The following is a 23,111-nucleotide window of genomic DNA, read 5'->3' as shown; positions in this document are numbered from 1 at the left end:
CGCGTAAAATGGAGTTATCATGCGCCAAATGTAAAAACTAAAATTAAAACTACAAAATAGGTAGATTTAATAGTTTAACATGCTGCGCCTCGTTAACCTGTAGGGTATTCAGATTTGGCGGGGCCGGACTCTAATCTGCCGGCCTATCGGGTGGTTGAAAGCAGCACGGTCAGCGCATCGGCAAAAGCTTCTGCAGACCCGGATGCATTTTCCAGAAAAAGGTAAGGTTCGATCAGTTCGAGTTCCATCAACTGCAGTCCGCTGGTTGTGGCAATTGCATCAACCCGGGCATACAGGCTGCCTGCAGCGAAGGCCTGCACATAGGCCGCTGCCTGTTCCAGGTGTTCAGGGGCAGGATCTGGCCTGAGAATGGAGCCGCCGTGGGTATGCTGCACCCTGAAATCGCCCGATTTCGGAACCTTAAGTACCGAGTGACTGAACTGCCCGTTAAAAAACAGAAACGACCATTCGCCTTCCTTAACCTCTTCCATAAAAGGCTGTACAAGGTAACTTTCAGCACGAAGCCAGGAATTGATCTCGCCGGAAGTTGTATGGACCGTCGGCCTTTCGAGTACCCTGGTATTTCGCGCACCCCCGCTAACGCAGGGTTTAATGATAAGTTTTTCGCAGCCGAGCCTGTCAAACAGGGCAGCCAAATCCGGACTTGTGCCCTTTTCCAGGAAAACAGAGGGAATGACCGGCAACCCGGCACTGCCAATGTGCTGCAGGTAGTGCTTGTCACTGTTCCAGCGCAGCATCGCGTAAGGATTAAACATCGGGAGCCCACTTTTTTCCATGCGTTCCAACCATTCCATAAATTCAGTGTACCGGTGGTGGTAGTCCCAGGGCGAACGAATGAAGGCAAGGTCAAAGACCGTCCAATCTGCTCCTTCTGCATCCCAGGCCACACGCGAAACTTCGAACCCCTTCTGATGTAAAACAGCAGCGAGGTGTTCATCTTCGCTGAAAAGCGTGTCGTACACAGTTCCTGCAGGCGGGCGGAATGTAATCAGGGCAAGTTTTGTTCGCGGTGTCATTGGCTGTCAGGCTTTTTGTTGCCACCAAAAATAATTTTAAATTGGCTTGGGCAAAAGAACCATTACGATAAAAAAGAAGGAACCACTTATGACCAAGATTCCGCCGCAGATCCTCCTTACCTTCATCACGCTGGAGCGAAATAAACAGCAGTCGCTGGGCCGGCAACTTTATACCCAACTGCGCAATGCATTGCTCGGGGGAATGCTCAGGCCCGGCGACAGGCTTCCCTCTACCCGCGACCTGGCGGTTGAACTGGGCATTGCGCGGAACACGGTCCTGCATGTTTTTGAACAACTGCTGATCGAGGGTTTTCTGTCGGGAAAGACAGGTTCGGGAACTTTTGTAAGCGAAGGCCTGCGCAACCTGTCGCGCCGGTCTGCCGCAGCCATACCCCCACCCGAGCCGGCACTGCGGCAAATAAAAAGACCGCTGGGGCTGAACGAAGCCTTCGGCGGACATGAGAGCAGCCTGGAAGAAATTCGCCCCTTCCAGATTTCTGTACCCCTGGTGAGCAGTTTCCCTTTTGATACCTGGACCAGGCTGGCGAATGCGGTGCACCGTGACCTTCACCGCCTGCACCTGGGTTATGACGACGCGCAGGGATACCTGCCTTTACGGGAGGCGCTGGCCGCCCATTTACGCATCAGCCGGTCCATTCATTGCGAGGCAGAAAACATCCTGATCACCCATGGTTCCCGGCAAGCCATCCACCTGGCGGCCGAGTTGCTGATTGGTCCGGGCGACGCCTGCTGGATGGAAGAGCCGGGTTACAACGGAGCAAAATCGGCCATCCAGCGCTTTGGGGGAAAGACCTGCGCCATTCCCGTGGGCGAACATGGCATGGACCTGGACTACGCCATAGCGCATTACCCGGGGGCAAAACTCGCTTATGTAACGCCTTCGCACCAGTTTCCGCTGGGCAGCACGCTCTCGCTTGACGCCCGGGTCAGGCTTCTCAACTATGCCGCTGCACAGGGCATGTGGATTATTGAAGACGATTATGACAGTGAGTTCAGGTACAACAGCCGGCCGCTGCCGGCCCTGCAGGGTCTTGATACGGCCGGCAACGTTGTGTACCTCGGAAGCCTGAGTAAAGTGCTGTTCCCGGCCCTGCGCCTGGGGTACCTGGTTTTACCAAACCGCGAACTGGCACGGGCATTCACCATTGCAAAATCTGCCATAGATGGCCAATGCAATATTGCCAGCCAGGCCATTGCCGCGCAGTTCATAGCCGGCGGCCATTTCAGCCGGCACATCCGAAAAATGAAGCTGCGTTACAAGTCAGCCCAGGATGAGCTGGTTTCTCTTCTTGGCCGGCACTTGCCGGGCTTGGTCAAACCTGTTCCGGCAGAGGCGGGTATGCACCTGGTGGCCTGGCTGCACCCCGATCTCGATGCCGAATTTCTGAGTGCGAAGGCGCAGGCGCAGGGAATGGTGTTACACAGCCTTCAGCGCTACAGCCTGGGCCCGGCCGGTAACGCCGTCGTGCTCGGCTTTAGCGGATTTACAAAAAAGGAACTGGAACATGGCGTACTTGAGCTGAAATCGCTGATTTCGGATTTCTACCCGCTGGTGCCGGAAAGCGAAAAAGAACGTGCGCAGGTCCGATCACCAGGCTGACCATTGTTACGCGGGTGCCTTGCAAACCGGCGCCGGCGCCATTTCATCACCTGATCCTGCCGTTCTCATTTTCGAGTGCCGAACTCCGGTTTCTCGGCCCGGTCGAACTGCCCCTTGCCCAGCGGTAGCTGAAGTTCAGTTTAACCTGTCTGGTCTCGAAATAGCTGTAGTTGTATACATACAAGTCGCCAACACTTTGTGTCGATCTGGCCCTGCTGCCCTTGTAGATATCGCTGAACACCAGCCTCAGGCTGGCCCGGTCTTTCATAAAACTGCGCTGAAGCCCCAGATCAACCTGGCTGGTCGACCGCGGAAACTGGTTTGCACCCGACAGGCGGCGGGAGTTATAAAATGCCATAACCTCTCCACTGAGCCTAAACGGGAGTTTGAAGGTTTGCTGCAAACTAAACCGTCCGGCGGCCTGCTTCAGGTTAAGTTTGCGCCCGGCGCCAAAGTCGATGTCGTTGTGAATGCCAAAAACGGTTCCGTTGAAAAGAATGTTCCACCAGGCATAAGGGCGAAGTGTTTGCGTGAGCGTTAAGGCAAGGTGCTGCTGAATGCCCAGGTTTCTTGGAACCATGACCACCCGCGTCCGGTCTATGGTATCCGTTACCTCGACACTGAAGTCGTCTGTGTACGTGTAACTGAGCCCCGCAATGGTGGCGCTTTTATACGCATATTGCAGCAGGACACGGTGACTGAGCTGCGGCCTGAGAAAGGGGTTGCCTTGCCAGAATGACAGCTCATCCAGCAAATAGATAAAAGGATTAAGGTTCTGATAGGCAGGCCGATCGATGCGGTTGGAATAACTGAGCGAAAAACTGTGTGCTGCCGAGGACTTCAGATTCGCGGAGAAAAAGGGAAAAAGGTTGGTATATTTCCGGCCGGTAGACCGCTCATTCCCCGAAATCGGGCTTATCGTGGCCAGTTCACCTAACGATTTCGAATGCTCAGCGCGCAGCCCGCCCTCCAGTTGCCATTTTCCGAGCTTTCGCTTGTAATTCACATACAGGCTGCTTATTTCCTCCCGGAAAGCAAACGCATTCGAGCGGGTCTGGTCAAGCACCTCGGCGCCAGGAACAATTTCAAGAAACCTGGAGTCATTTCCGGACGATACGGAGGAATATTTGGCGCCGGTTTCCAGTTTTCCTCTCGCAAAGTTGGTGGTGTAATCGACCTTTACGGCCCTGAGCCCAATATCAATACCGTTTACAGAACGGTACAGGTTATCGCTGAGCACCTGCCCCCCAGCCGAGTTGTAGCGGTTTGACTGCAGGTTGCCCGAACGTTTTGTAAAATCGCCATAATCTGCATCAAAATTGATCACCCTGCCAGCCGTGTCTTCATATTTGTAGTTGACATTGACATTATACCGCTGTGTTTGCTGCGCATAATAATCGTTAATTGCCGTCAATACCTGGTCGGTAGTCATGCTTTGCAGCGGGCCAATAGCTGTGCGGGTATCGGTAATGCCGCCGCCAAACAGAAAATTCCCGTTCAGCAGCACACCAACCGTGTGTTTCTGATCAATCGCAAAGTCTGCACCCAGGCGCGTTCCCATCTTATTGCGCTTATCCACATCGTCGGTAAAGCTGTTGTAAAACATGCCCTGCTGCATGCGGTCTGCTCCATACAGATAAGAATAGTAGCCGATAAAGTGGCTGTAATTGCCAAAGATGCTAAGCTTGTCTTTTTTGTAGTTCAGGCTAAGATCCTGGTTATTTCTGAGGTAAACACCATAACTTAAACCGCTGGTCAGCGAACCGTTAAAGCCCTGCACAGCAGACTTTGCCGTTCGAACATTGATAATTCCAGCCGTGCCAGATGCGTCGTACCTCGGGCCTGGGCTGTTGATGATCTCAACCGAGCGGATGTCTGAGGCAGACATGGATTTGAGCAGCTCTGCAATTTCCCGGCCCGAAAGATAAGTCTGTTTCCCATCAATCAGCACCGCGGCACCAGCCTTGCCGTTCAGCGAAATGGTATTGTCTGCGCTTACAGTCACGCCCGGCGCCCGGCCCAGCAGCTCAAGCGCGTTCGTACCCTGTGCGGTCATACTTCTTGAAACATTGAAGATGAGGTTCGAGCCATCCAATTCAACGAGTTGCTGACCGCCCTTAACCATTACATCTTTTAAACGTTTCGCTTTTTCTTCCAGGTGGATATCGCCCAGATCTATCTGACCGGCGTCTGTAGCTGGACCGGCCACATTGACCATTACAGTCTCGTAACCCAGCGATGATATTTTCAGGCTATAATGTCTGCCCGCTTCCATTTTCTGGTTAATCGAAAAAGTCCCCTGTTCATTGCTCAGCGCGCCGCTCAGGTGCATTTTGTTTTCAAAAAACGAGATCGTGGCGAATGGCACAGCCGCTCTGCCGCTCTGGTTGACCACCCGCCCGGAAATAAGGGTGTACTTACCTGTACCCATGGTTTCCCGGAGCAGCCGGCTGCTCCCGATCACGATCATCTGCTCGGAGAGCCGTTGGTAAAAAAGCATTTGTTCAGGCAAAACGGCATTGAGCACCTGGGAAACAGGCTTTCGAACTGCGCTTACAGAAACAATCATCGTGTCTGAAATGACCTCATCGCTATAGACGAAGGTATACCCGCATTGCAGTTCGATCTCTTTAAGCAGGATTTTTAACGGCTTTTTCTGCAGATCAAGGGTTAGTTTGCGGTCTTGTGCCTGAAGTTGAATGCAGACGAAGATCAGCAGCATGAAGACTAAATTTCTCATTGCAAAGCGTCGATGATAACCAGCCTGTTGCGGACGGTATAGGTCAAGGGATAGGATACTTTCAACGCTTCAAGCACCTGCTGAATGGTTTCGGTTGTGATGGTACCGCTGAACCGTTTTTCCTTCAGTTCCTCGCTTCGGATCTGAATCTCCACTCCGTATTTCTTCTCCAGGCGAACGGCCAGATCCCTAAGCTTTTCTTTATGGAAAACAAGGGTATCTGCAGTCCAGCCAATCTCTCTGAGCAGGACTTCCGGCTTCAGGGCACTAACGCTGAATACAGACTGCCCGCGCCCGCCGCTCGCAACCAGCTTCTCGTTAGGTTTAAGCAGCACAGCGGCTCTTACACCCTTTGTATGGGTAACTTTTACGCTTCCGCGGATGAGCGCCACCTGCACCGGAGCACTGTTGCCATACGAGCTGACATTAAAGGCGGTACCTTTTACCTCGATATCGATACTTCCGGCGTGAACGACCAAAGGAATTCGCTGGCTGTGCACAACGTCAAAGTAGGCTTCTCCCTCAAGTGAGATCTCGCGCCTGTTTTTTCCAAAGGCATCGTTGAACCGGATGACCGAGTTCCGGTTAAGCCAGACACGCGTGCCATCGTCCAGGGTGCAGGCTACAGTTTCGTTCCCGGCGGCGACCCGCTCAGGCAGCCGAGCTGCGTTGCTGTGCAGGTATGTGTAACCAAAGAAACAAACAGCCCCGCTCAGGAAGAGAATCGCTGCAATTTTACTGAGCATCAACAAGCCCGCCCGTAAGCTGCGCGGCTGCGAATAGTCGTATTTGCCGGAAAATTCTTGTTTTTCTGCCATCTCTATTTGCTCCCATACCCTGTCAAGCTGTGCTTTTCGTGGCTGCACATGCCTCCTGCTACCCAGGTAAGGCCACAAACGACTGTAAAGCCTTCCATACTCCCCGTTGCCTGCAACTGCCCGGTCAAAAGACCTGAGCTTGTCGGCATTGATCGTACCTGAGAACTTTTCAGACAGCAATCGTAAAAATTTTTCTTTATTCATGATCAAAAGCTGGTATGGAAATCGAAAAACAGGACATAGGACGCTCAGATTAAAAAAAAGGACAGACCTGACGGCACCTGTTTCCTGGCTACCCGCGCCTGCGGATTGTACCCAAGATATGCCGTAGCTGACTCGGCCAGGACTTTGATGGCTTTATAAAGCTGGTTCTCAACCGTGCGTATCGAAATGCCCAGAACGGAAGCGACCTCGGCACTTTTAAACCCTTCTTCCTTAACAAGTCTGAATATCAGCCTGCGCTGTGCCGGCAGGGCGCCCACAGCCAGGTCCAGGATGCGTTGCAGTTCCTTATCTTCCATGTGGTTGGCACGGTCGTTTGCCGGCGGGTCGAATGAGTCTTCGACAGGTTGAGGACTGAGCACCGCTGTACGTTTCCTATTTGCCCTGCTCAAATTAAAGCAGGCATTTTTAATGGAAATATACAAGTAAACTTCGGGCTGCATAATGGCCGATAAACGGGTTCGCATGAGCCAGATTCTGACAAAAAGCTCGGAAGTGATGTCTTCCGCGCTTTCTGCCTGCCGGGTATAATGTTTCGCAAAACAGACCAGGCGGTCATAATAAAGACCGAAAAGTTCGTCAAATGCAGTTTTGTTACCCGACTGAATTTCCCTGAATAGCAGGACAATTTTTTTATTTTTTTCTGGCATTAATCTAAAAGTGCTAGGGCAGCATCCTGGCATCCTGAATAAATGACACCAGAATTTGAAGATATACTTATTGGGTAAAAAATTATATGAAACAGGCAGGCGAATAGCTGCTCGGCTCGCACACTTCCAGTCCTGCAAAGTTGGTAACTTGATCAAAGTTACCAACTTTAAGTTAACAAATCAACTATAAATTAATTATAACGATTGCAAATTATTGATTGTTGTGCGCCATCTTCCAAACAGGCATGCATGATCATAGGCAAAATTCGTCTATAATATATTGAAAAGCCAACTTTTTCAAGTTGGCTTTCGCTCCTGAGGCTGGGCTTGCCTCCAAATGAAAATGCTTTTGTCGGCACAAGCTTCTCACCCAGTATAAATTAAAAAAGCCAACTTTTTGAAGTTGGCTTTCGCTCCTGAGGCTGGGCTCGAACCAGCGACCCTCTGATTAACAGTCAGATGCTCTAACCGGCTGAGCTACTCAGGAATTCCGGTTATCCACTCCATCAAAACACTGTTTTTCTTGAAGGGAGTGCAAATATAGATACATTTTGATACTTATCAAGCCGAAAATAAAAAAATTCAGAATGCCTGCAATGACTGCAAGCCGCCTGTACAACCGGCACTTTGCAGGAGCAGACGCAGAATCGCAGTACTGTTGCAACCAGGCTAAACCCGACCGCAGCGGCAGCCCTGAGGAATGAAGGCTATAGCGCAGGGCGGGAATTCCAGGACAAAAGAACCACGGTACTTTCTTTTCCACCTCCATTGCACCCAGCGCCCGGCTCCATTTGTCCGATACGGCACGAAAAAAGACAAGTTGAATGGACACCCGACACTTCTTGCCGGCAAGAGGTTGCCGGGTCATGCCAAATTATTATCTTTAGATACCTGCGGGCCATTCATGCCGCTAGACCCTGACCAAAGCCATGGAAAATTCATCCCGGTTGTTTGTCCTGTTTATTGCCGCGTGCAGCGTACTGGCGCTGGCATTCATGATCGTTTACTGGTCCAGGGTCAAGGAGCTCCGCATTACCTACCAGAAATTGTTTGATAACAATCCCTTGCCCATTTATGTCCTGCACCGCGGCACGTTAAAAATTCTCGCGGTAAACCGTGCCATGTGCAACCTGTATGGCTATACGGAAGCGGAATTCCTAAAGATGACAGCGCTCGACATTCGTCCGGAAGCAGACAGGGAACCGTTCAGAAAGTATGTGAACCGGAAAAATAAAAGGGAAAACACGGGTGGCGAAGCCGTTCATTGCAAGAAAGACGGCAATTGTTTTACAGTGAGATATACTTTCCACCGGCTTCCGCCCGCCAGCAGCCAGGCTGTGCTTGTTACCATTACCGACCTCGAGCAGCGCTTGAAAGACCAGGCCCGCATCGGCGACCTTTTGTCGATGTACGAAGCAGTGAACAGAGCAACACACGACGTGATCTGGGAATACGACCTTGTTAATGACAAATTATACTGGATGCAGGGTTTCCAAGAAACGTATGGCTATACCCGCGAATTGAGTCCTGCCGATTTCTGGCGGATGGAACGGGTACATCCTGAAGACCGCCTGCAAACCATATCGGTATTTCGAGACATTGTTCGGAATTGCCAGCCAGACTGGGTGGTTGAATACCGCTACCTCTGCGCTGACGGCTCATCTAAATTTGTGCGGGATAAGGGCTGCCTGCTTTGTGCGCCCGATGGGTCAGCCCTTAGGCTGGTCGGCGCCATGCAGGATATTGACCGTCAGAAACGATATGAGCAGCAATTGCTGGAGCAAAATAAGCAGTTGAGAGATATAGCCTGGATCAATTCGCATGAGGTACGCAGGCCTTTGGGCAACCTGCTTGGACTGACCGGTTTGTTACTCGATACGGCCAGGTCTGGCGGAAACACCCTCCAGCTCGCCGAATTGCTTGAGCAATCATGCGGCGAGCTTGACGAAGCGGTTGCCAGAATCAATGCCAGAGCAACCGAAAGGGATGCGTTTCCCGGGAATGCGGCGACCGGCTAGCTGCCACGCAGGCCCGATACAAAAAGCCCCCTGCAGAACGGTTCCTGCAGGGGGTTATAAATTGGAATGGTACGCGCCTAGTTCGGGTTATCCCACCACAGCGGAGTAAGCAGTCTTGTTCTTTCCGAATTGTCGCCTACCGCGTTCGGATTGCGGGTTTGTTCGTTAGACTCGTAAACCATACCCCTGATCCACTGATTTGGATTGCCCGTATCAAACACTGCGGTATTCAGGTTCAGCGGCCGTAAAAGTGAGGGACCGTATATCGCCTGGCTGAAATCGCTGCGCCGCATGTCTACCCAGGTTTCTGGATTGAGACACAAACTGATGTATTTCTGACGCATAATATGGCTCAGTCCACCGATCAGACTGCCAAAATGTGCAGCAAGATCGTCTGCCAGTTGAGCCGTCCAATAGGCATTGATATCTGCCGCCGAAACGCCCAATTTCCGCATATTGGATTTTACGCCTTCTTCATAGGCCAGCAAGGCGCCGGGCACATCGCCAGAACGCAGCCGCGCTTCAGATTCGATCAATTTCACTTCTGAATACGTAATGAACGGGAAAGGCGACGTGCGGCTGGTGTAAAAACCACTGTTGCTGAAGCGTCCATAATCATTGCCGTTGGTTTTCGTCGCATCGCCCGGCTGTCCGTTGGCAAGAACACCTTGGCCACCTGCCAGCCCTGCACCCGACCTCAGGCCACGGTACCGCCCGTCTGACGCGGCCGGCTGCATGATTTTACTGATCCGCGGATCCTGCAACGGCGTGTTGGTTACCGGCAGGGAAGTTAACATGTTGACGAAAAACTGGCTCCATGCAAAGTACCGCGGGTCATAAGTACGGTCGTTGGGGTCTGTACCGGTAGTTACGAATCCGCCCCAGCTGAACCAGGGATTCTCATCGGTTTGAATACCTCCGGCCTGGTAAGGAAACTCAGCATCCATGCCATCGGCATTAAATGAATTGGTACAGGCTTCGATAATTTTCGCCGGATTGTACAGCGTACCTTTTTTTGAAAGATGGTTCAGGTATCGAGCCTTCAGCGCCCAGGCAAACCTTTTCCACTTGGCTACATCGCCCTTGTAGAGGATGTCGCCGTTGGCTGCATTCAGGCCGGTCGCATTAGCGGGGTTGTCGAAAGCGGCGATGGCTTCATCCAACATCTTGTCAATGCGCTGGTACACTTCCTGCTGGGTCTGCATTTTCGGAAGCAGGTTAAGCTGGGTGCTGCCATTGTAAAAGTCATCGACGACAATGGCGCCGTATTGATCGGTCAGCATGCCGAAATTCAGTGCCAGGAGTGTTTTGCCGGCACCGACGAAATGCGGGCTTCCCTCTTCCTGGCCCAGGTTGATCAGGTCTACGCAATTGGGCATGGTAAATACGTAGGCATTCTGCCAGAAAAAATATCCGGATGTGAAACGCCAGGTCTCAGCATTTCTGTTCGTGCCGTCAAGCAGTTTGGTCGTTCCGTATTGTGCCAGGCCGGCAATTTCGCGTGCACCGCGCCACATGGATGCACCATTGGTGGTCGTAATGGCCCCCATTAGGCGATTTGCCGCCGGAATTTTTGTAGGGTTATTGGGGTCCTTGTTTACGTCAAGGTATTTTTTACAGCCGGTCTGCAGCATCATGGCCGCCAGCAGCATGCTTGTCAGTATTTTATAGGTCTTTTTCATGGTCGTGTGACTATAAGGTTAACTTTAATCCAAGGTCGAAACCGCGTGTGGCGGGAACGCCCAGGTTATCAAAACCAAAGGAGCCGGTTCCGCCGACACCGGCACCGCTGCCCGATACCTCGGGGTCTACTCCCGAATATTTGGTGATCAGCACCAGGTTACGTCCTGTCAGGGCAAACGAAAGCCCGTTTAACCCGAGCCTGGAAAGCATAGCTTTGGGCATGTTATAGGTGAGAGTCGCATAACGCAGCCGGTACCAGCTGCCGTCTTCAACGAAGTCGTACCCCTGATTGGCGTAGATGGTCTGGTAATAGTTTTGATTGAGCGGAACGGCCAGGGTATTTGGGGCGCCGGTTGCTTCGATGATGCCCTCGAACACACGGGTACCGCGGTCAAGTGTCTTCATGCTGAGTCCCGAGCGCACAAGTGAGTTTTCGGTGGCATTATACACATCACCACCCACCCGGACATCAACAAGAAAAGAAAAGTTCAGGTTTTTATACGTAAAACTGTTCGTAATGCCCGAAATAAAGTCCGGGTTGCGGTCGCCGATATTGGCCAGCGAGGTTTGCACCTGTGGATAACCGTTTGTTCCAAGGAGAAGCTGTCCCTGGGCGTTACGCTTCCAGACATTGCCATTGATCCCGAACAAACTTCCATTTAAAAAAGCTGCACCCTGCGCCGCGTTGTTGGCCACCCAGGCGTCTGATAGTTCTACCCGGTCAAGTGCCCCTGGCAGCGACCGCACGATAGACCGGTTGCTGGAAAAGTTAATGTCAATAGACCAGCTGAAATCCTGCGAAACGACCGGGCGTGCGTTCAGTACAAGCTCGACACCTTTGTTTTCAATCGATCCGCCGTTCAGGTAGGCCAGAAACGCACCAGATGATGGCGGGAGACGAGTAAGCAGGATCTGGTTATCAGATTTACTCCTGTACCATGTGAAATCGATTCCCAACCGGTTTTTAAAGAAACGGATGTCTGCGCCTGCCTCAATAGACCGCGTAAATTCAGGGACCAGGGCCGGATTGCCGAAGGGATTATTAGAGTTGATGATGAAACCGCGCGGATTAATGGTGAATGAATTGGTGACCGACGCCAATGAGGTACGGGTTACGTGCGGTGGAGCATCTTTGCCAGCGTCTGAATACGCAAAACGCAGCTTTCCGTAAGAGAAAACCTTATCTTCGGTCTTCAGTTTCATTTCCTTGAGCAGATCGCTTAAGACGACCGAAGCGCTGACCGAGGGATAGAAAAACGAATAGTCCTCTACCGGAATGGTAGAAGTCCAGTCATTCCTTGCGCGCGCATTCAGGTAAATGATATTTTTCCAGTCCAGGTTCAGATCGCCGAACACACCAACGATGCGCCGGCGGCTGATGGTTTCAGACACGGTGCGGTCTGTCGCCACCGTATTGTTGATGCTGGGAAAACTGGGGTCGATAAAATTGATCGCCGACGCAGTGAGGTTCTGCGTGCGCAGGTTTTCCAGGTTCTGGCCGGCAGCAAGGCTGAAATGATAATCGCCGAAATCTTTTTTAAATGTGGCGATGAGCGTCGATGTGGTGATCTGGTTGGTGTTGGTATTTTGCGTAATCGCACCGCGCAGGGCATCTGCCTCCCGGGTGCCAGGCATTCGGATTCCTTTAAAGTGTTCGGTATAAAAGTCGGTACCGATCCGATAGCTCAGGTTCAGGAAAGAAAAGGGATTGTAATCAATGTTGGCAATACCAATGAGCCGGTTCAGTGCGCTGCTCAGCGGCTTGTTTTCGATGGTCCAATAAGGGTTGTCTGTACCCGAGGGACTGAGAATGCGCTGAGAGCCGTTCGGGTTCAGGTAGTTGCTCATGTCATCGTTCCTGGGCCAGTAAATGGCGCCCATTGTGCCGTTGGCACTGCCCTGCGGAACGAAACGTCTGTCGGTACGGATGTAGTTTGCCGAGCCGCCAATGGTTAGTTTTTCACCGATCCTGGTATCGGCATTCAGCCTGAAAGACTTGCGCCCAAAGTTAATGTTGTCAACTATCGAGCCCTGGTCGAACAGTGACGCGGATGTATAATAAGTGGTTTTTTCAGAACTTCCGCTTACAGATACGTCATGGCTCTGGGTAAACGCCGTCTTGAAAAAATTGCCCAGGTTGTCATAGACCTGCTCACCCGAAGCAAAGGCAGGACCAAAAGACAGCTGCGCCGTGGGGCTGAACACACCCTGCTCTCCCTGTTTATAAGCAGATTGCAGCTCAGGCAATTTGTTCACATCATCTATTGAAAACGTATTTGTATAGCTGAGTCGGGCGGCACCGCCTGCGCCCTTTTTGGTGGTGATCACGATAGCGCCCGAAGCTGCCCGGATGCCGTATAATGCCGCCGCTGCCGGACCTTTTAATACGGTAACCGTAGCAATGTCTTCAGGATTGAGGTCGATGGCACGATTTGACCCGGGAGCCACGCCGGCCACAAGATTACCCTGGCTAATTGGCGTTGTGTTGTCGATAGGAATACCATCTACCACAAAAAGCGGCTGATTGTTCCCGCTGAGCGAGCTTCCACCGCGAATCATGATGTTGGCTGAAGCGCCGGCGGCACCGCTCGAATTGGTGATCTGCACACCCGCCACTTTGCCCTGCAGGGCATTGACGATGTTGGGTTGCTGCGATTCGACGATTTCCTTGGCTTTTACATTCTGGGTGGCAAACCCCAGGCTGCGTACTTCCTGTTTAATGCCAAAGGCGGTAACCGCCACTTCATCCAGGGTTTTCGAATCAGAGGCCAGCTGGACGTTGATGGGACCGCTGCCTGAAACGGTTCGTTCCTGAGAAACGGAGCCAATAAAGGAAAACACGAGGATATCGCCGCGGCTGGCCCGGATCGAATAACGGCCTTCAGCATCCGTAGAGATACCTGTGGTGCTGCCCTTTACCCGGACAGAAACGCTGGGCATGCTGCTGCCGTCATCGGCAGAAGTTACCCTACCGGTTACGGTCAATTGCTGCGCAATGCCCTGCATGACCAGCAAAAAAATCCCCGTAAAGACTAGGAGTAGTTTTTTTTTCATGAAATTAGAGTTATTGGTTGATTTTTGAGGGCAGCAGGGGCTGCGGCCCCACGTAAATATGGGGAATTCTTTTAACAAACGCGCTGACCACCAAAGCAAACACAAAATTTATTGCGAAATAGTATGGATTTGGATAAGTATAAGCCCAATACGAGCGCATTCGTTTATGAAGGGCTGGACAGCGTGCTGAAATATCGCGATTCACGCTTCGGCTGTTCATCATGTTGCTGAGCCTGCTCTTTTTACCGATGACAATGAAAACGCAATGGAAAATTTGCAGTCTTGCCAGCGTCTAGCCTTGGTCAGGGCTGGCCTGAATTTTCAGGGTGCTTCCCGCCAAAAGCTGACATGCCGTCTACACGCGGTTGGTGTATACAGGTGCTGAGTAATATGGGAGTGCCGGAGTCATTGACAGCAGCTGCAATCTTCCCGCAATGAAATTAATTTAGATGAGGCAAACCTGGCACAAGCAGCAACCTGGAAAATCAGGAGGATTCATGAAAGATACTATAGCCTGAACTTGATTCTGATGTGGCTGGCAGTACGACGATGTGCGGGGGCATATGGCACCTGGGGCATAACCCTGCATAGTTTATTGTTGAACTGGTGGTTCGGGCACGGATTATCGACAAAGCGGGAATAGCTACCCCGGCATGGCCGTGTGCGAACCCAGTTCGAGTCCTGCAAAGTTGGTAACTTGTCCAAAGTTACCAACTTTAAGTTAAAAATAAACCTTTAAAATTAAAATTGAGTTTGTATGCCGGCTGCCTGGCGTATTTCCAAACCAGATATTTGTTCCGCGCTCAGTATGCCAAAAAAGCCACAACGCTCATTGCGGTTTGTACCCCTGAGGCTGGGCTTGCCTCCAAATGAAAATGCTTTTGTCGGCACAAGCTCCTCACCCATTATAAATTAAAAAAGCCAACTTTTTCAAGTTGGCTTTCGCTCCTGAGGCTGGGCTCGAACCAGCGACCCTCTGATTAACAGTCAGATGCTCTAACCGGCTGAGCTACTCAGGATTCCGGTTGTCCCGTGTTTTGGGAATGCAATATTCGGGATTTTAAATTATTAATGCAATATTTGCAGCAGATTTTTTAAAAATATTTATGAGCCTTATTATCATCGGATCTGTAGCTTTCGACGCCATTGAAACCCCCTTCGGCAAAACTGACAAAATCGTCGGCGGCGCCGCAACGTATGCAAGCCTTGCGGCTTCTTACTTTTACGATCAAATAAAAATTGTTGGGGTTGTGGGCGACGATTTCCTTCAGTCTAATATCAAGGTTCTGAACGACCACGGTATCGACACCGAAGGCCTTCAGATCAAACAGGGCGAAAAATCGTTCTTCTGGTCGGGCCGTTACCATAATGACATGAACAGCCGTGATACCCTGGTCACCGAACTGAACGTACTCGGCGATTTCGATCCTATTATTCCTGAAAACTACCAGGACTGCGAATACCTGATGCTCGGAAACCTGACCCCGAAAGTACAGCAAACCGTTATTGGCCGGCTAAAAAACAGGCCGAAACTGATCGTCCTGGATACCATGAACTTCTGGATGGACATCGCGCTCGAGGATTTGCTCGAAACCCTCAAAATGGTTGATGTGCTCACCATCAATGATGCGGAAGCACGTCAGCTTTCAGGCGAGTACTCGCTGGTCAAAGCCGCGAGAAAAATCCTGACCATGGGCCCCCGGTATCTCATCATTAAAAAAGGTGAACACGGAGCCCTGCTCTTTGATGAACAGCAGATTTTTTCTGCCCCGGCCCTTCCCCTTGCCGAAGTTTTCGATCCAACCGGTGCAGGAGATACCTTTGCCGGCGGCTTTATCGGTTACCTGGCCAAAGTAGGAACAATCAACTTTAACAACATGAAAAACGCGCTCATCTATGGCTCAGCCCTGGCTTCTTTCTGCGTAGAGAAGTTTGGCACCGAGAAAATCGTAAATCTCACGAAAGAAGAAATCGACAACCGCGTCAGGGAATTTGTCAGCCTGAGTTCCTTTACCATTTAAAAGCAAGAACTTTCCTAGAAAATGCAGGCTCGTCCTGCATTTTTTGTTTACACCATCCCTGCCAGTTTACCCACCACTGGAAATTTTTCAAAAACTCCGGCTGTGTGCGGTGCATCTTCCAGTTCAGCGGTTAGGTCCTGCCCCGCCCAATGCTCATAATGTTTTCCGTCCCGCCACAAACGGCTCGCGGTTACTTCATAGATTAGCCCCCGGTAAGCCACCCAGATCTGTGGTTTGTCCTGACCGTTCCGCAGCGCCAGCTGTGCCCGGCTGTACTCAGGCAGTGCCATGACGTGCGGCCCGTTTTTTGAAAACTTCGTACAGGTAGATGTTCATCAGCAGCAGGCTCATGAGGTAAAAATGATCCTCGAACGGGATTGTCCCAACCTCCATCCCGCTGCGTTCAGCAGGATTATACAACACCACCGGGGCAGCAGTCAGGTATCCATTCACAATATAAAACGGCACCAGGCTGACCAGGAAAGCGCGGTAAAAAGCGGCCATGAACCGAACAGAATGGTTCAGATACTCCACAAAAAACAGCACCACAAACAGGAAAGCAAAATTGATCAGGGTATACCACCGGCTATACCCAAAAAAGATCATGGCAATGCAAAGCCCCATCAGCAAGTTGCTCAGCGGCAAGCTGAACCGATCCTTTTTTGTAATTGGGAAGTAAGCATCCAGGCAGGCATAAATGAACATGCAGGCATAAGGAACAGTAAGAAAGAAGAGCATCTCTTCTACAGGCAGCCCCATCAGCGCAGGACCAGTGATGTATTCCGGATTGAAAGACCAAACCTGCAACCGGGTAAACAGCAGGTCCCAAACGAGAAAAACCAGGCCGGTAATGCCTATAGCGGGAAACGCGAATTTCCACTTGCTGACAAAATGGACCTTTTTATCAAAAGAAAGTACCAGCGGAAAAAACACGCAGGCCAGGTTGATGAGCAAATAGGTGAACTTCATGCCACAAACATAGCCTGAATTACCGAATGTAGCCGCTTAGGCAGTATATTTCCTAAATATTTCCTCTTCTGCGCCTGTACAGCGGCCTGATTCGATCATAAAGCGCGCAATATTCCGAACCAGTTCCTTGTCGACTTTTGAAAACGAGCGTTCACGGTAGTGCTTCAGAATCTCCCTACGGTCTGTGTCCAGGTCCTTGCTCAACCCAAGAAAAGCCGGCATGTAATGCTGAATGGAAAACCGCATAAACCGCAGCTCCAGGTTTCCAGGGTCTGACCGGATCGCCTCTGCCATGGTCTTCGCAGACCGGTTGGCAAACTTGACCTTGTTATACGGATTCCAGGCATGTTTGGCTTTCAGCGCTTCGAGCGACGCCAGGTAGCCGCGTGTGAGCGGATCCTTATTTGAACCAGCAGCCAATGCTTTATAAAGCGAGTCTGTTACCTGGCTGCTTTCAATGGCTCGCACCATGGCCGACTTAACGCGCTGCGTCTGTCTGGCACTCATCTGTGCCCTGCCCGCCCACACGTTGCAGGCCAGGATCAATAGAAGGCAGGCCGATCTCTTCATGCGTAACGTTTAAATCGGTCGTTTACGACGGCTTTGCACAACAGCACCAGTTTTTGTGTATCCGGAACCCGGATCCGTCCGGCCTTTACTTTTACCGCCGGGGCACGCTTCAGTTTTTTAAATAAAGCCAGGTAATAAACATAGGCTACATACACGCCCCGCCTGAAACCGGCCGGCAACTTGCAGATCCCCTCAAGTCCGGCAGCAAAATCTGCAGCGATTTCTTTTTCAACGGCCTTTTTTTCGGCATCGCCGAAGGTTTCGAAACTCATACCTGGAAAATACACACGGTCGCGGTCAAGGAAGTCAGAACGGAAGTCGCGCAGAAAGTTCACCTTCTGAAAAGCTGCACCCAGGCGCCGGGCAGGTACAGACAGCCGGTCAAAATCCCCGTCATCCGGACAAAAAACGCGGAGGCACATCAGGCCGATCACTTCTGCAGAGCCATATATGTAAGCCTCATAAGCCTGCCTGTCAAAACGTTTCTGTTCAAGGTCACATTCCATGGAAGAAAAAAAAGCATCGATAAAGCGTTGATCAATCCGGTACCGGTTAACGGTATCCTGAAAGGCCTGCAATACTGGATTCATGCTCAGGCCGGTGGCTATGGCCTGTGTTGTTTCTGATCTGAATGCAGCAATTACACTTCGTTTGTCACAGCCCTGAAAAGTGTCCACAATTTCATCCGCGTACCTGACAAAGGCATAGATGGCGTAAATGGGAAATCGGTACCGTGCATCGAAGCTCCTTATACCCCAGCTGAAGGAAGTGCTGTACAACTGTGTAATGACTTTGCTGCAGCGATAGGTGCTGTAGGTATATAAGGAGGATTGATCCATTTTGCACATCAAACATAATAAAAATAGTATTGTTTACCCGCAGGGGGCATTTGTTTATCTAAATTTACGGCCACTTCATCATGCAGACTACAAAAAAAATAGCCGTTATAGGAGCAGGTTTTGCCGGAATGGCCGCAGCAGCCCTGCTGGCCCGCGCCGGCCACGAAGTAACCATTTATGAAAAGAATGACCAGGCGGGCGGCCGAGCCAGGAAATGGGAAAAAGACGGGTACACCTTCGATATGGGGCCAAGTTGGTATTGGATGCCTGAGGTTTTCGAAGACTTTTTCAAGTTATTCGGTAAAACCACCAGGGATTTCTACCAGCTTGAACGGCTGAGTCCCTCCTACCGCGTGTATTTCGGAAAGGATGATTTTGTCGATGTACCAGCGACCACCGATGAGCTCAGTTCGCTGTTCGAACAGCTCGAGCCCGGAAGTGCCGTCAACCTTCAAAAATTTCTTGCCCAGGCGCAATACAAATATGAGGTTGGCATGGGCGAGTTTGTTTTCAAACCCTCGCATAGTTTCCTGGAGTATCTTGATCCGCGGCTGGCCGTTCAGGGCTTGCGGCTTCAATTGACCGGCAACATGCGCAAGCATGTTTCAGCTTTATTTAAGAGCCCTAAATTACGCGCGCTGCTCGAGTTCCCGGTGCTGTTCCTGGGCGAGCGTCCTCAGAAAACGCCGGCACTCTACAGCCTGATGAATTATGCAGACCTGGTGCTGGGCACCTGGTATCCGATGGGCGGCATGCACCGCATTGTGCAGGCTATGGAATCGGTTTGCCGGGAGCAGGGCGTGCATTTCAAATTCAGCACCCCGGTAAAAAGCATCATTGTGGAGCAGGGACGCGCTACCGGTCTGCATTGCGGCGAACAAACCTTCAAAGCAGATTTTGTAATCGGCAATGCAGATTACCACCACCTCGACCGTGTGGTCTTGCCGGCCGGAAGCGGCAATTATGACGAAAAATATTGGGATAAAAGAAAAATGGCGCCATCGAGCCTGCTGTTCTACCTCGGGCTCAACTGCAAGCTTGATGGCCTGAAACACCATACGCTTTTCTTTGACGAGGATTTCGATAAACATGCGCACGACATTTATGAAGATGCCAGTTGGCCCGAAGCACCCCTGTTTTATGTATGCGCATCTTCGGTAACCGATCCCGCAGCGGCTCCGCCCGGCTGCGAAAATCTTTTTTTCCTGATGCCACTGGCGCCCGGCCTCACAGACAGCGAAGCCTTACGCGAGCAGTATTATGACCTGCTGCTTGAACGGTTTAGAAAACTGACCGGCCATGATATCCGGGGCCATGTGAAAGTTAAACGCAGTTATGCCATGAAAGATTTCGAGGCTGACTACAATGCTTATAAAGGGAATGCATATGGCCTTGCCAATACGCTGATGCAAACGGCCTTTCTGAAGCCAGCCATGCGCGCAAAGAAAGTCAGCAACATGCTGTTCACCGGCCAGCTAACGGTTCCCGGGCCGGGCGTGCCTCCTGCCCTTGTATCGGGACAGGTCGCCGCGGCCGAAGCCTTGAAGATGCTGGATTAACCGGCCTTGGCCCCATGGCTTACAGCCCTTGTACACATGGAAAGGGATACAAAAAGCAAAGGCCCGCTGTATGGGCGGGCCTTGACGTATGGGGCGATCCTGGCTACAGGACGTTTGCACCCAGTATTTCTTTCGAATATGTTTTCAGATATTTTTTCAAGATGCCTCTTGCTACGTGAATCCGGGTTTTTACTGTCCCGATCGGGATTTGCAGCATATCTGCGATTTCATGATACTTGTAACCTTCAAAGTAGCGGATAAAAGGCACATAATATTCTTGTGGCAGCTGGGCCAATGCTTTGTTGATGTCGCCCATCACGAATTTGCTTTCAGCACTGTTTTTTGTGGCGCTAAAAGACAGGTTTGCAGATGAGATCTCCTCCGATTGAGTGATCAGCGTGTTTGTTTTGACCAGCCGGCGGTAATTGTTAATGAAAGTGTTCTTCATGATGGTGAACAACCACCCCTTCAGATTGGTGCCTTCTTTAAATTTGTTGTAATAGGTAATCGCTTTTAAAATTGTGTCTTGCACCAGGTCGTTGGCATCTTCAGAATCTTTGGTAAAATTCAGCGCATATGAGCGCAATGAAACCGTGTGATGGTTAACCAGGTGATTGAATTCTAATTTTGTCATAATGTTTTCGCTTTAGGTGGTACTTGACAACTTGTTTAAGCTGCGACATCCGAACTTACACAAAGTTGATACCAAAAAACTGCCAGAAACAGACAAACGATGTTAATCAGGCAAATTGAGGGTGGGTCACAAAATATTTACTTCCCGCTCCAGTTCAATGCCAAAGACCTCTTTTACAGAACTGATGACCGCTGCAGAGAAGTCTAAAATCTCTTTTCCAGTTGCTCCGCCATGGTTTACCAGCACCAGCGCCTGATTTTTCCAGGTGCCGGTATGCCCTACGACTTTGCCTTTCCAGCCGCATTGTTCGATCAGCCAGCCTGCCGCAAGTTTGATCCGCCCATCAGCTGTAGGATAATGCACCACTTCGGGGTGTTTTGCCACAACTTCGGCAAATTCATATTTCTCGATAACCGGATTCTTGAAAAAGCTGCCGGCGTTACCGATTGTAGAGGGGTCCGGCAATTTACTGACCCGGATTTCGGACACCACCTGACTAACATCTTTGATGCCAGGATTGTTTATACCTCGTTTGGAAAGTTCAGCGGCAATTGCGCCATAGGATATGTTTACGGCTGCCGCTTTCTTCAACCTGAACCGTACCTTGGTAATCAATACACGGTTTTTAAGCTCCTGTTTAAAAATGCTGTCGCGGTAACCGAACCTGCAGGCAGCATTGTCGAACAACCTGAACGTGCCGGTTTCCAGGTCGAATGCGGTACAATCTTCAAAAATATCCTTCAGTTCCACCCCATAGGCGCCTATGTTCTGTACCGGCGACGCGCCGACCGTTCCCGGAATCAGGCTCAGGTTTTCAGCACCGGCGAGGCCTTCGCTTACTGCATACTGTACGAAGTCATTCCAGACCACACCTGCGCCCGCAGTTACAAGCACATCGCCGCCGGGCAAATCCTCGCGTTCCAGGCCTTTAATAGCCACCTGGACCACCAGGCCCTCGAAATCTTTGGTAAAGAGAATATTGCTTCCACCGCCCAGAACAAGCAAAGGGCGCTGACTTAATCCGCCGGCGGCGAAAAAGGCAGGCAGCATTTCCTCTTCTGTCAGCAATACAAAGCGTCGTGCACGCACGTCAATCCCGAATGTATTTTTGGTTTTAAGACTTTCGTTTTCTGTAATGTTCAGCATAAAATTTTCCCGGCGTTACCGGGGCAAAAGTAAAGTTTCCGTATCAATCTCTTCTTTGCCTTATCAATAAAAACATTTGCAGACTGTAATTTGTAATTAAGGCGCGCCATTTCATATAAAAATAGCATATTTAAAGGTTCAACAACCGAACAGGGAGAGGGAAACCCAAGTTCACGTATACATTATTAATGGAAAATCAGGATAAGAAAAGAATTTTGATACTGGAAGCTGCTTTGAAAAGATTTGCACATTTCGGGCTCGCTAAAACCACCATGACAGACATTGCCAAAGACCTCTCCCTATCAAAAGCCTTGCTCTACTATTATTTCCCAGATAAGATCAGCCTGTATGTGTCTGTGATCGACCACATCATGCATACCGTCAGCAACGAAATCAAAAAAGCTGTCAAAAAAGCAGACAACTGTGCCGATGCGATTATGGTGCTGATTGAGAAAAGACAGGCCTTCATCCAGAAATACCATAACCTTCTTGAGTACGGCACACTGATCAAAAATGACATTCCGCAAGACCTCTTCGAAAAATTCAATAAAGCAAAGGAATTTGAGGTCAATTACCTCTCTGAATTGTTCAGAAAAGGCAGCGAAAGCGGCGAATTTAGAACGGAAGACCCGGTTCTGAATGCCGAGATCTTAACAGATGCACTCTTCGGCATCCGTTTTAACGTGACCAGCAGCCGGCACACGATGTTTGCTGCAAATGAAGATTTCAAGAAAGTTTTCAGGAAGGAACGGCAGCTGGCCTCCGTTTTTATTCGTGGCCTGAAAAGCCACTGATTGTCATAATCATGTAACTTATCGATCATTATAAAAATCCGTTTCCGGAAATGCCGCAATCTTGCACTATTTTTGACCAGAAAGCTAAAAAAGTCAAAAAGTAAAAGAGTAGAATGGTCGTAACAGATAAAAAAAGAGAGCAGATCATTGACGGGGCAATCAGGCGGTTTATTCATTTCGGCATTAATAAAACCACAATGAATGAAATAGCTGAAGACTTGTCGGTATCAAAGCCTTCGCTGTATTACTATTTTCCTGATAAGAGCAGTTTGGTAGTGGGCGTAGTGGAACGGATTTTCTCCGACTACTTTGAGATGATGAGCGGCGAATTTAAAAAGGAAGGGGCCATTACCGATGCCCTGGGCCGCCTGGTCGAGGTGCGGAACAACTTTTTCCAGAAATATTATATGCTTCATTTGTCGCAGGGTGTTGCAGACACGCAGATCAACCTCGAGGCCATCAAACCGAAAATGGAAAAGATGCGCATCAAAGAACGGGTTCTTTACGAGCAGGTGTTGGAATGGGGAATTGCTAAGGGCGAAATCAGGGAAATTAATGTAAAACGGGTTGCCGAACTGTATATCGACAGCCTGAACGGAATTACGTCCCTTTGCATCATGCACGCCGGCAAAGACATCTTTCCGACAAAAAAGGATTTCAAAGCCATCGTTGAAAAGCAAAAAGAGCTCTCAGAGATATTTATTAATGGTATAACAGCAAGATCCTAATCAATTAA

Annotated in this window: 18 protein-coding genes and 2 tRNA genes; 6 read left to right on the top strand and 14 right to left on the bottom strand. The window is 50.3% G+C overall.

Translation table 11 applies throughout. From position 1 onward, the window contains the following. Positions 1–143: 143 nt before the first annotated feature. Positions 144–1,037 (bottom strand): ATP-grasp domain-containing protein, encoded by an 894-nt coding sequence (locus C7T94_RS06745; RefSeq protein ID WP_107214499.1) that lies wholly within the window; start codon positions 1,035–1,037, stop codon positions 144–146. An 88-nt stretch (positions 1,038–1,125) separates the two neighbouring features. On the opposite strand from C7T94_RS06745, the gene pdxR reads away from it, so the two are divergent. Then, positions 1,126–2,658: a MocR-like pyridoxine biosynthesis transcription factor PdxR gene (gene pdxR / locus C7T94_RS06740; RefSeq protein ID WP_162618580.1), complete on the top strand. Its 1,533-nt coding sequence runs from the start codon at positions 1,126–1,128 to the stop codon at positions 2,656–2,658. 46 nt (positions 2,659–2,704) lie between these two features. Here the strand turns inward: pdxR and C7T94_RS06735 are convergent, their stop codons facing one another. From C7T94_RS06735 to C7T94_RS06720, 4 genes are all read right to left on the bottom strand, one after another. Then, positions 2,705–5,398 carry a TonB-dependent receptor gene (locus C7T94_RS06735; protein WP_107214497.1) on the bottom strand — a complete coding sequence of 898 codons (2,694 nt, stop codon included), beginning with the start codon at positions 5,396–5,398 and terminating at the stop codon, positions 2,705–2,707. Continuing rightward, positions 5,395–6,420 (bottom strand): FecR family protein, encoded by a 1,026-nt coding sequence (locus tag C7T94_RS06730; RefSeq protein ID WP_107214496.1) that lies wholly within the window; start codon positions 6,418–6,420, stop codon positions 5,395–5,397. The genes C7T94_RS06735 and C7T94_RS06730 overlap by 4 nt, the downstream gene beginning before the upstream one ends. A gap of 44 nt (positions 6,421–6,464) precedes the next feature. Further along, entirely contained in the window at positions 6,465–7,088 is a 624-nt protein-coding gene (locus tag C7T94_RS06725) for an RNA polymerase sigma-70 factor (protein ID WP_239494945.1), read from the bottom strand. 413 nt (positions 7,089–7,501) lie between these two features. Then, positions 7,502–7,575: transfer RNA gene (locus tag C7T94_RS06720), tRNA-Asn, on the bottom strand. 442 nt (positions 7,576–8,017) lie between these two features. On the opposite strand from C7T94_RS06720, the gene C7T94_RS06715 reads away from it, so the two are divergent. Further along, positions 8,018–9,106 (top strand): PAS domain-containing protein, encoded by a 1,089-nt coding sequence (locus tag C7T94_RS06715; RefSeq protein WP_107214495.1) that lies wholly within the window; start codon positions 8,018–8,020, stop codon positions 9,104–9,106. Positions 9,107–9,183: 77 nt separating this feature from the next. Here the strand turns inward: C7T94_RS06715 and C7T94_RS06710 are convergent, their stop codons facing one another. The 3 genes from C7T94_RS06710 to C7T94_RS06700 all read right to left on the bottom strand — a co-directional run bounded on the left by C7T94_RS06710 (position 9,184) and on the right by C7T94_RS06700 (position 14,862). Next, complete coding sequence (locus C7T94_RS06710) at positions 9,184–10,788, bottom strand: SusD/RagB family nutrient-binding outer membrane lipoprotein (RefSeq protein WP_107214494.1); 1,605 nt, start codon at positions 10,786–10,788, stop codon at positions 9,184–9,186. Positions 10,789–10,798: 10 nt separating this feature from the next. Beyond that, complete coding sequence (locus C7T94_RS06705; protein ID WP_107214493.1) at positions 10,799–13,843, bottom strand: SusC/RagA family TonB-linked outer membrane protein; 3,045 nt, start codon at positions 13,841–13,843, stop codon at positions 10,799–10,801. A gap of 945 nt (positions 13,844–14,788) precedes the next feature. Then, positions 14,789–14,862 (bottom strand) — tRNA-Asn (locus tag C7T94_RS06700). An 87-nt stretch (positions 14,863–14,949) separates the two neighbouring features. Here C7T94_RS06700 and C7T94_RS06695 point away from each other — a divergent pair. Further along, positions 14,950–15,864 (top strand): PfkB family carbohydrate kinase, encoded by a 915-nt coding sequence (locus C7T94_RS06695; RefSeq protein ID WP_107214492.1) that lies wholly within the window; start codon positions 14,950–14,952, stop codon positions 15,862–15,864. A 47-nt stretch (positions 15,865–15,911) separates the two neighbouring features. Here the strand turns inward: C7T94_RS06695 and C7T94_RS06690 are convergent, their stop codons facing one another. Genes C7T94_RS06690 through C7T94_RS06675 form a run of 4 tightly spaced genes read right to left on the bottom strand, consistent with a single transcriptional unit; the run spans position 15,912 to position 18,242 of the window. Further along, positions 15,912–16,154 carry a cytochrome b5 domain-containing protein gene (locus C7T94_RS06690; RefSeq protein WP_107214491.1) on the bottom strand — a complete coding sequence of 81 codons (243 nt, stop codon included), beginning with the start codon at positions 16,152–16,154 and terminating at the stop codon, positions 15,912–15,914. Next, positions 16,141–16,833 (bottom strand): lycopene cyclase domain-containing protein, encoded by a 693-nt coding sequence (locus C7T94_RS06685; protein WP_107214490.1) that lies wholly within the window; start codon positions 16,831–16,833, stop codon positions 16,141–16,143. Before C7T94_RS06685 ends, C7T94_RS06690 begins: the two co-directional genes overlap by 14 nt. Before the next feature lie 36 nt (positions 16,834–16,869). Continuing rightward, a complete protein-coding gene (locus C7T94_RS06680; RefSeq protein ID WP_162618579.1) occupies positions 16,870–17,403 on the bottom strand; it encodes a hypothetical protein in 534 nt (177 codons plus the stop codon). Further along, positions 17,400–18,242, bottom strand: coding sequence for a phytoene/squalene synthase family protein (locus C7T94_RS06675; protein WP_107214488.1), 843 nt, complete (start codon positions 18,240–18,242; stop codon positions 17,400–17,402). Before C7T94_RS06675 ends, C7T94_RS06680 begins: the two co-directional genes overlap by 4 nt. 80 nt (positions 18,243–18,322) lie before the next feature. Here C7T94_RS06675 and C7T94_RS06670 point away from each other — a divergent pair, with 80 nt between their 5' ends. Next, positions 18,323–19,801: a phytoene desaturase family protein gene (locus C7T94_RS06670; RefSeq protein WP_107214487.1), complete on the top strand. Its 1,479-nt coding sequence runs from the start codon at positions 18,323–18,325 to the stop codon at positions 19,799–19,801. A 103-nt stretch (positions 19,802–19,904) separates the two neighbouring features. On the opposite strand, the gene C7T94_RS06665 is transcribed toward C7T94_RS06670, so the two are convergent. Next, complete coding sequence (locus C7T94_RS06665) at positions 19,905–20,435, bottom strand: RNA polymerase sigma factor (RefSeq protein ID WP_107214486.1); 531 nt, start codon at positions 20,433–20,435, stop codon at positions 19,905–19,907. Between the two features lie 126 nt (positions 20,436–20,561). Continuing rightward, a complete protein-coding gene (gene murB / locus C7T94_RS06660) occupies positions 20,562–21,581 on the bottom strand; it encodes a UDP-N-acetylmuramate dehydrogenase (protein WP_107214485.1) in 1,020 nt (339 codons plus the stop codon). A gap of 188 nt (positions 21,582–21,769) precedes the next feature. Here murB and C7T94_RS06655 point away from each other — a divergent pair, with 188 nt between their 5' ends. Beyond that, positions 21,770–22,375 (top strand): TetR/AcrR family transcriptional regulator, encoded by a 606-nt coding sequence (locus C7T94_RS06655; protein ID WP_107214484.1) that lies wholly within the window; start codon positions 21,770–21,772, stop codon positions 22,373–22,375. A gap of 113 nt (positions 22,376–22,488) precedes the next feature. After that, on the top strand, positions 22,489–23,103 hold the full coding sequence (locus tag C7T94_RS06650) for a TetR/AcrR family transcriptional regulator (RefSeq protein ID WP_107214483.1): 615 nt from the start codon (positions 22,489–22,491) through the stop codon (positions 23,101–23,103). Positions 23,104–23,111: the final 8 nt, after the last annotated feature.

The organism is Pedobacter yulinensis, assembly GCF_003029735.1.
Taxonomy (GTDB): domain Bacteria; phylum Bacteroidota; class Bacteroidia; order Sphingobacteriales; family Sphingobacteriaceae; genus Pedobacter; species Pedobacter yulinensis.
This window is presented reverse-complemented; position numbering and strand designations above follow the sequence as displayed.

Coding starts and splice junctions, on each gene's coding strand:
- C7T94_RS06685 (WP_107214490.1), bottom strand. CDS start 16,833: ATGAAGTTCACCTATTTGCTCATCAACCTGGCCTGCGTGTTTTTTCCG.
- murB (WP_107214485.1), bottom strand. CDS start 21,581: ATGCTGAACATTACAGAAAACGAAAGTCTTAAAACCAAAAATACATTC.
- C7T94_RS06730 (WP_107214496.1), bottom strand. CDS start 6,420: ATGAATAAAGAAAAATTTTTACGATTGCTGTCTGAAAAGTTCTCAGGT.
- C7T94_RS06725 (WP_239494945.1), bottom strand. CDS start 7,088: ATGCCAGAAAAAAATAAAAAAATTGTCCTGCTATTCAGGGAAATTCAG.
- C7T94_RS06695 (WP_107214492.1), top strand. CDS start 14,950: ATGAGCCTTATTATCATCGGATCTGTAGCTTTCGACGCCATTGAAACC.
- C7T94_RS06650 (WP_107214483.1), top strand. CDS start 22,489: ATGGTCGTAACAGATAAAAAAAGAGAGCAGATCATTGACGGGGCAATC.
- C7T94_RS06655 (WP_107214484.1), top strand. CDS start 21,770: ATGGAAAATCAGGATAAGAAAAGAATTTTGATACTGGAAGCTGCTTTG.
- C7T94_RS06705 (WP_107214493.1), bottom strand. CDS start 13,843: ATGAAAAAAAAACTACTCCTAGTCTTTACGGGGATTTTTTTGCTGGTC.
- C7T94_RS06715 (WP_107214495.1), top strand. CDS start 8,018: ATGGAAAATTCATCCCGGTTGTTTGTCCTGTTTATTGCCGCGTGCAGC.
- C7T94_RS06680 (WP_162618579.1), bottom strand. CDS start 17,403: ATGAAGAGATCGGCCTGCCTTCTATTGATCCTGGCCTGCAACGTGTGG.
- C7T94_RS06735 (WP_107214497.1), bottom strand. CDS start 5,398: ATGAGAAATTTAGTCTTCATGCTGCTGATCTTCGTCTGCATTCAACTT.
- C7T94_RS06670 (WP_107214487.1), top strand. CDS start 18,323: ATGCAGACTACAAAAAAAATAGCCGTTATAGGAGCAGGTTTTGCCGGA.
- C7T94_RS06690 (WP_107214491.1), bottom strand. CDS start 16,154: ATGGCACTGCCTGAGTACAGCCGGGCACAGCTGGCGCTGCGGAACGGT.
- C7T94_RS06745 (WP_107214499.1), bottom strand. CDS start 1,037: ATGACACCGCGAACAAAACTTGCCCTGATTACATTCCGCCCGCCTGCA.
- pdxR (WP_162618580.1), top strand. CDS start 1,126: ATGACCAAGATTCCGCCGCAGATCCTCCTTACCTTCATCACGCTGGAG.
- C7T94_RS06665 (WP_107214486.1), bottom strand. CDS start 20,435: ATGACAAAATTAGAATTCAATCACCTGGTTAACCATCACACGGTTTCA.
- C7T94_RS06710 (WP_107214494.1), bottom strand. CDS start 10,788: ATGAAAAAGACCTATAAAATACTGACAAGCATGCTGCTGGCGGCCATG.
- C7T94_RS06675 (WP_107214488.1), bottom strand. CDS start 18,242: ATGGATCAATCCTCCTTATATACCTACAGCACCTATCGCTGCAGCAAA.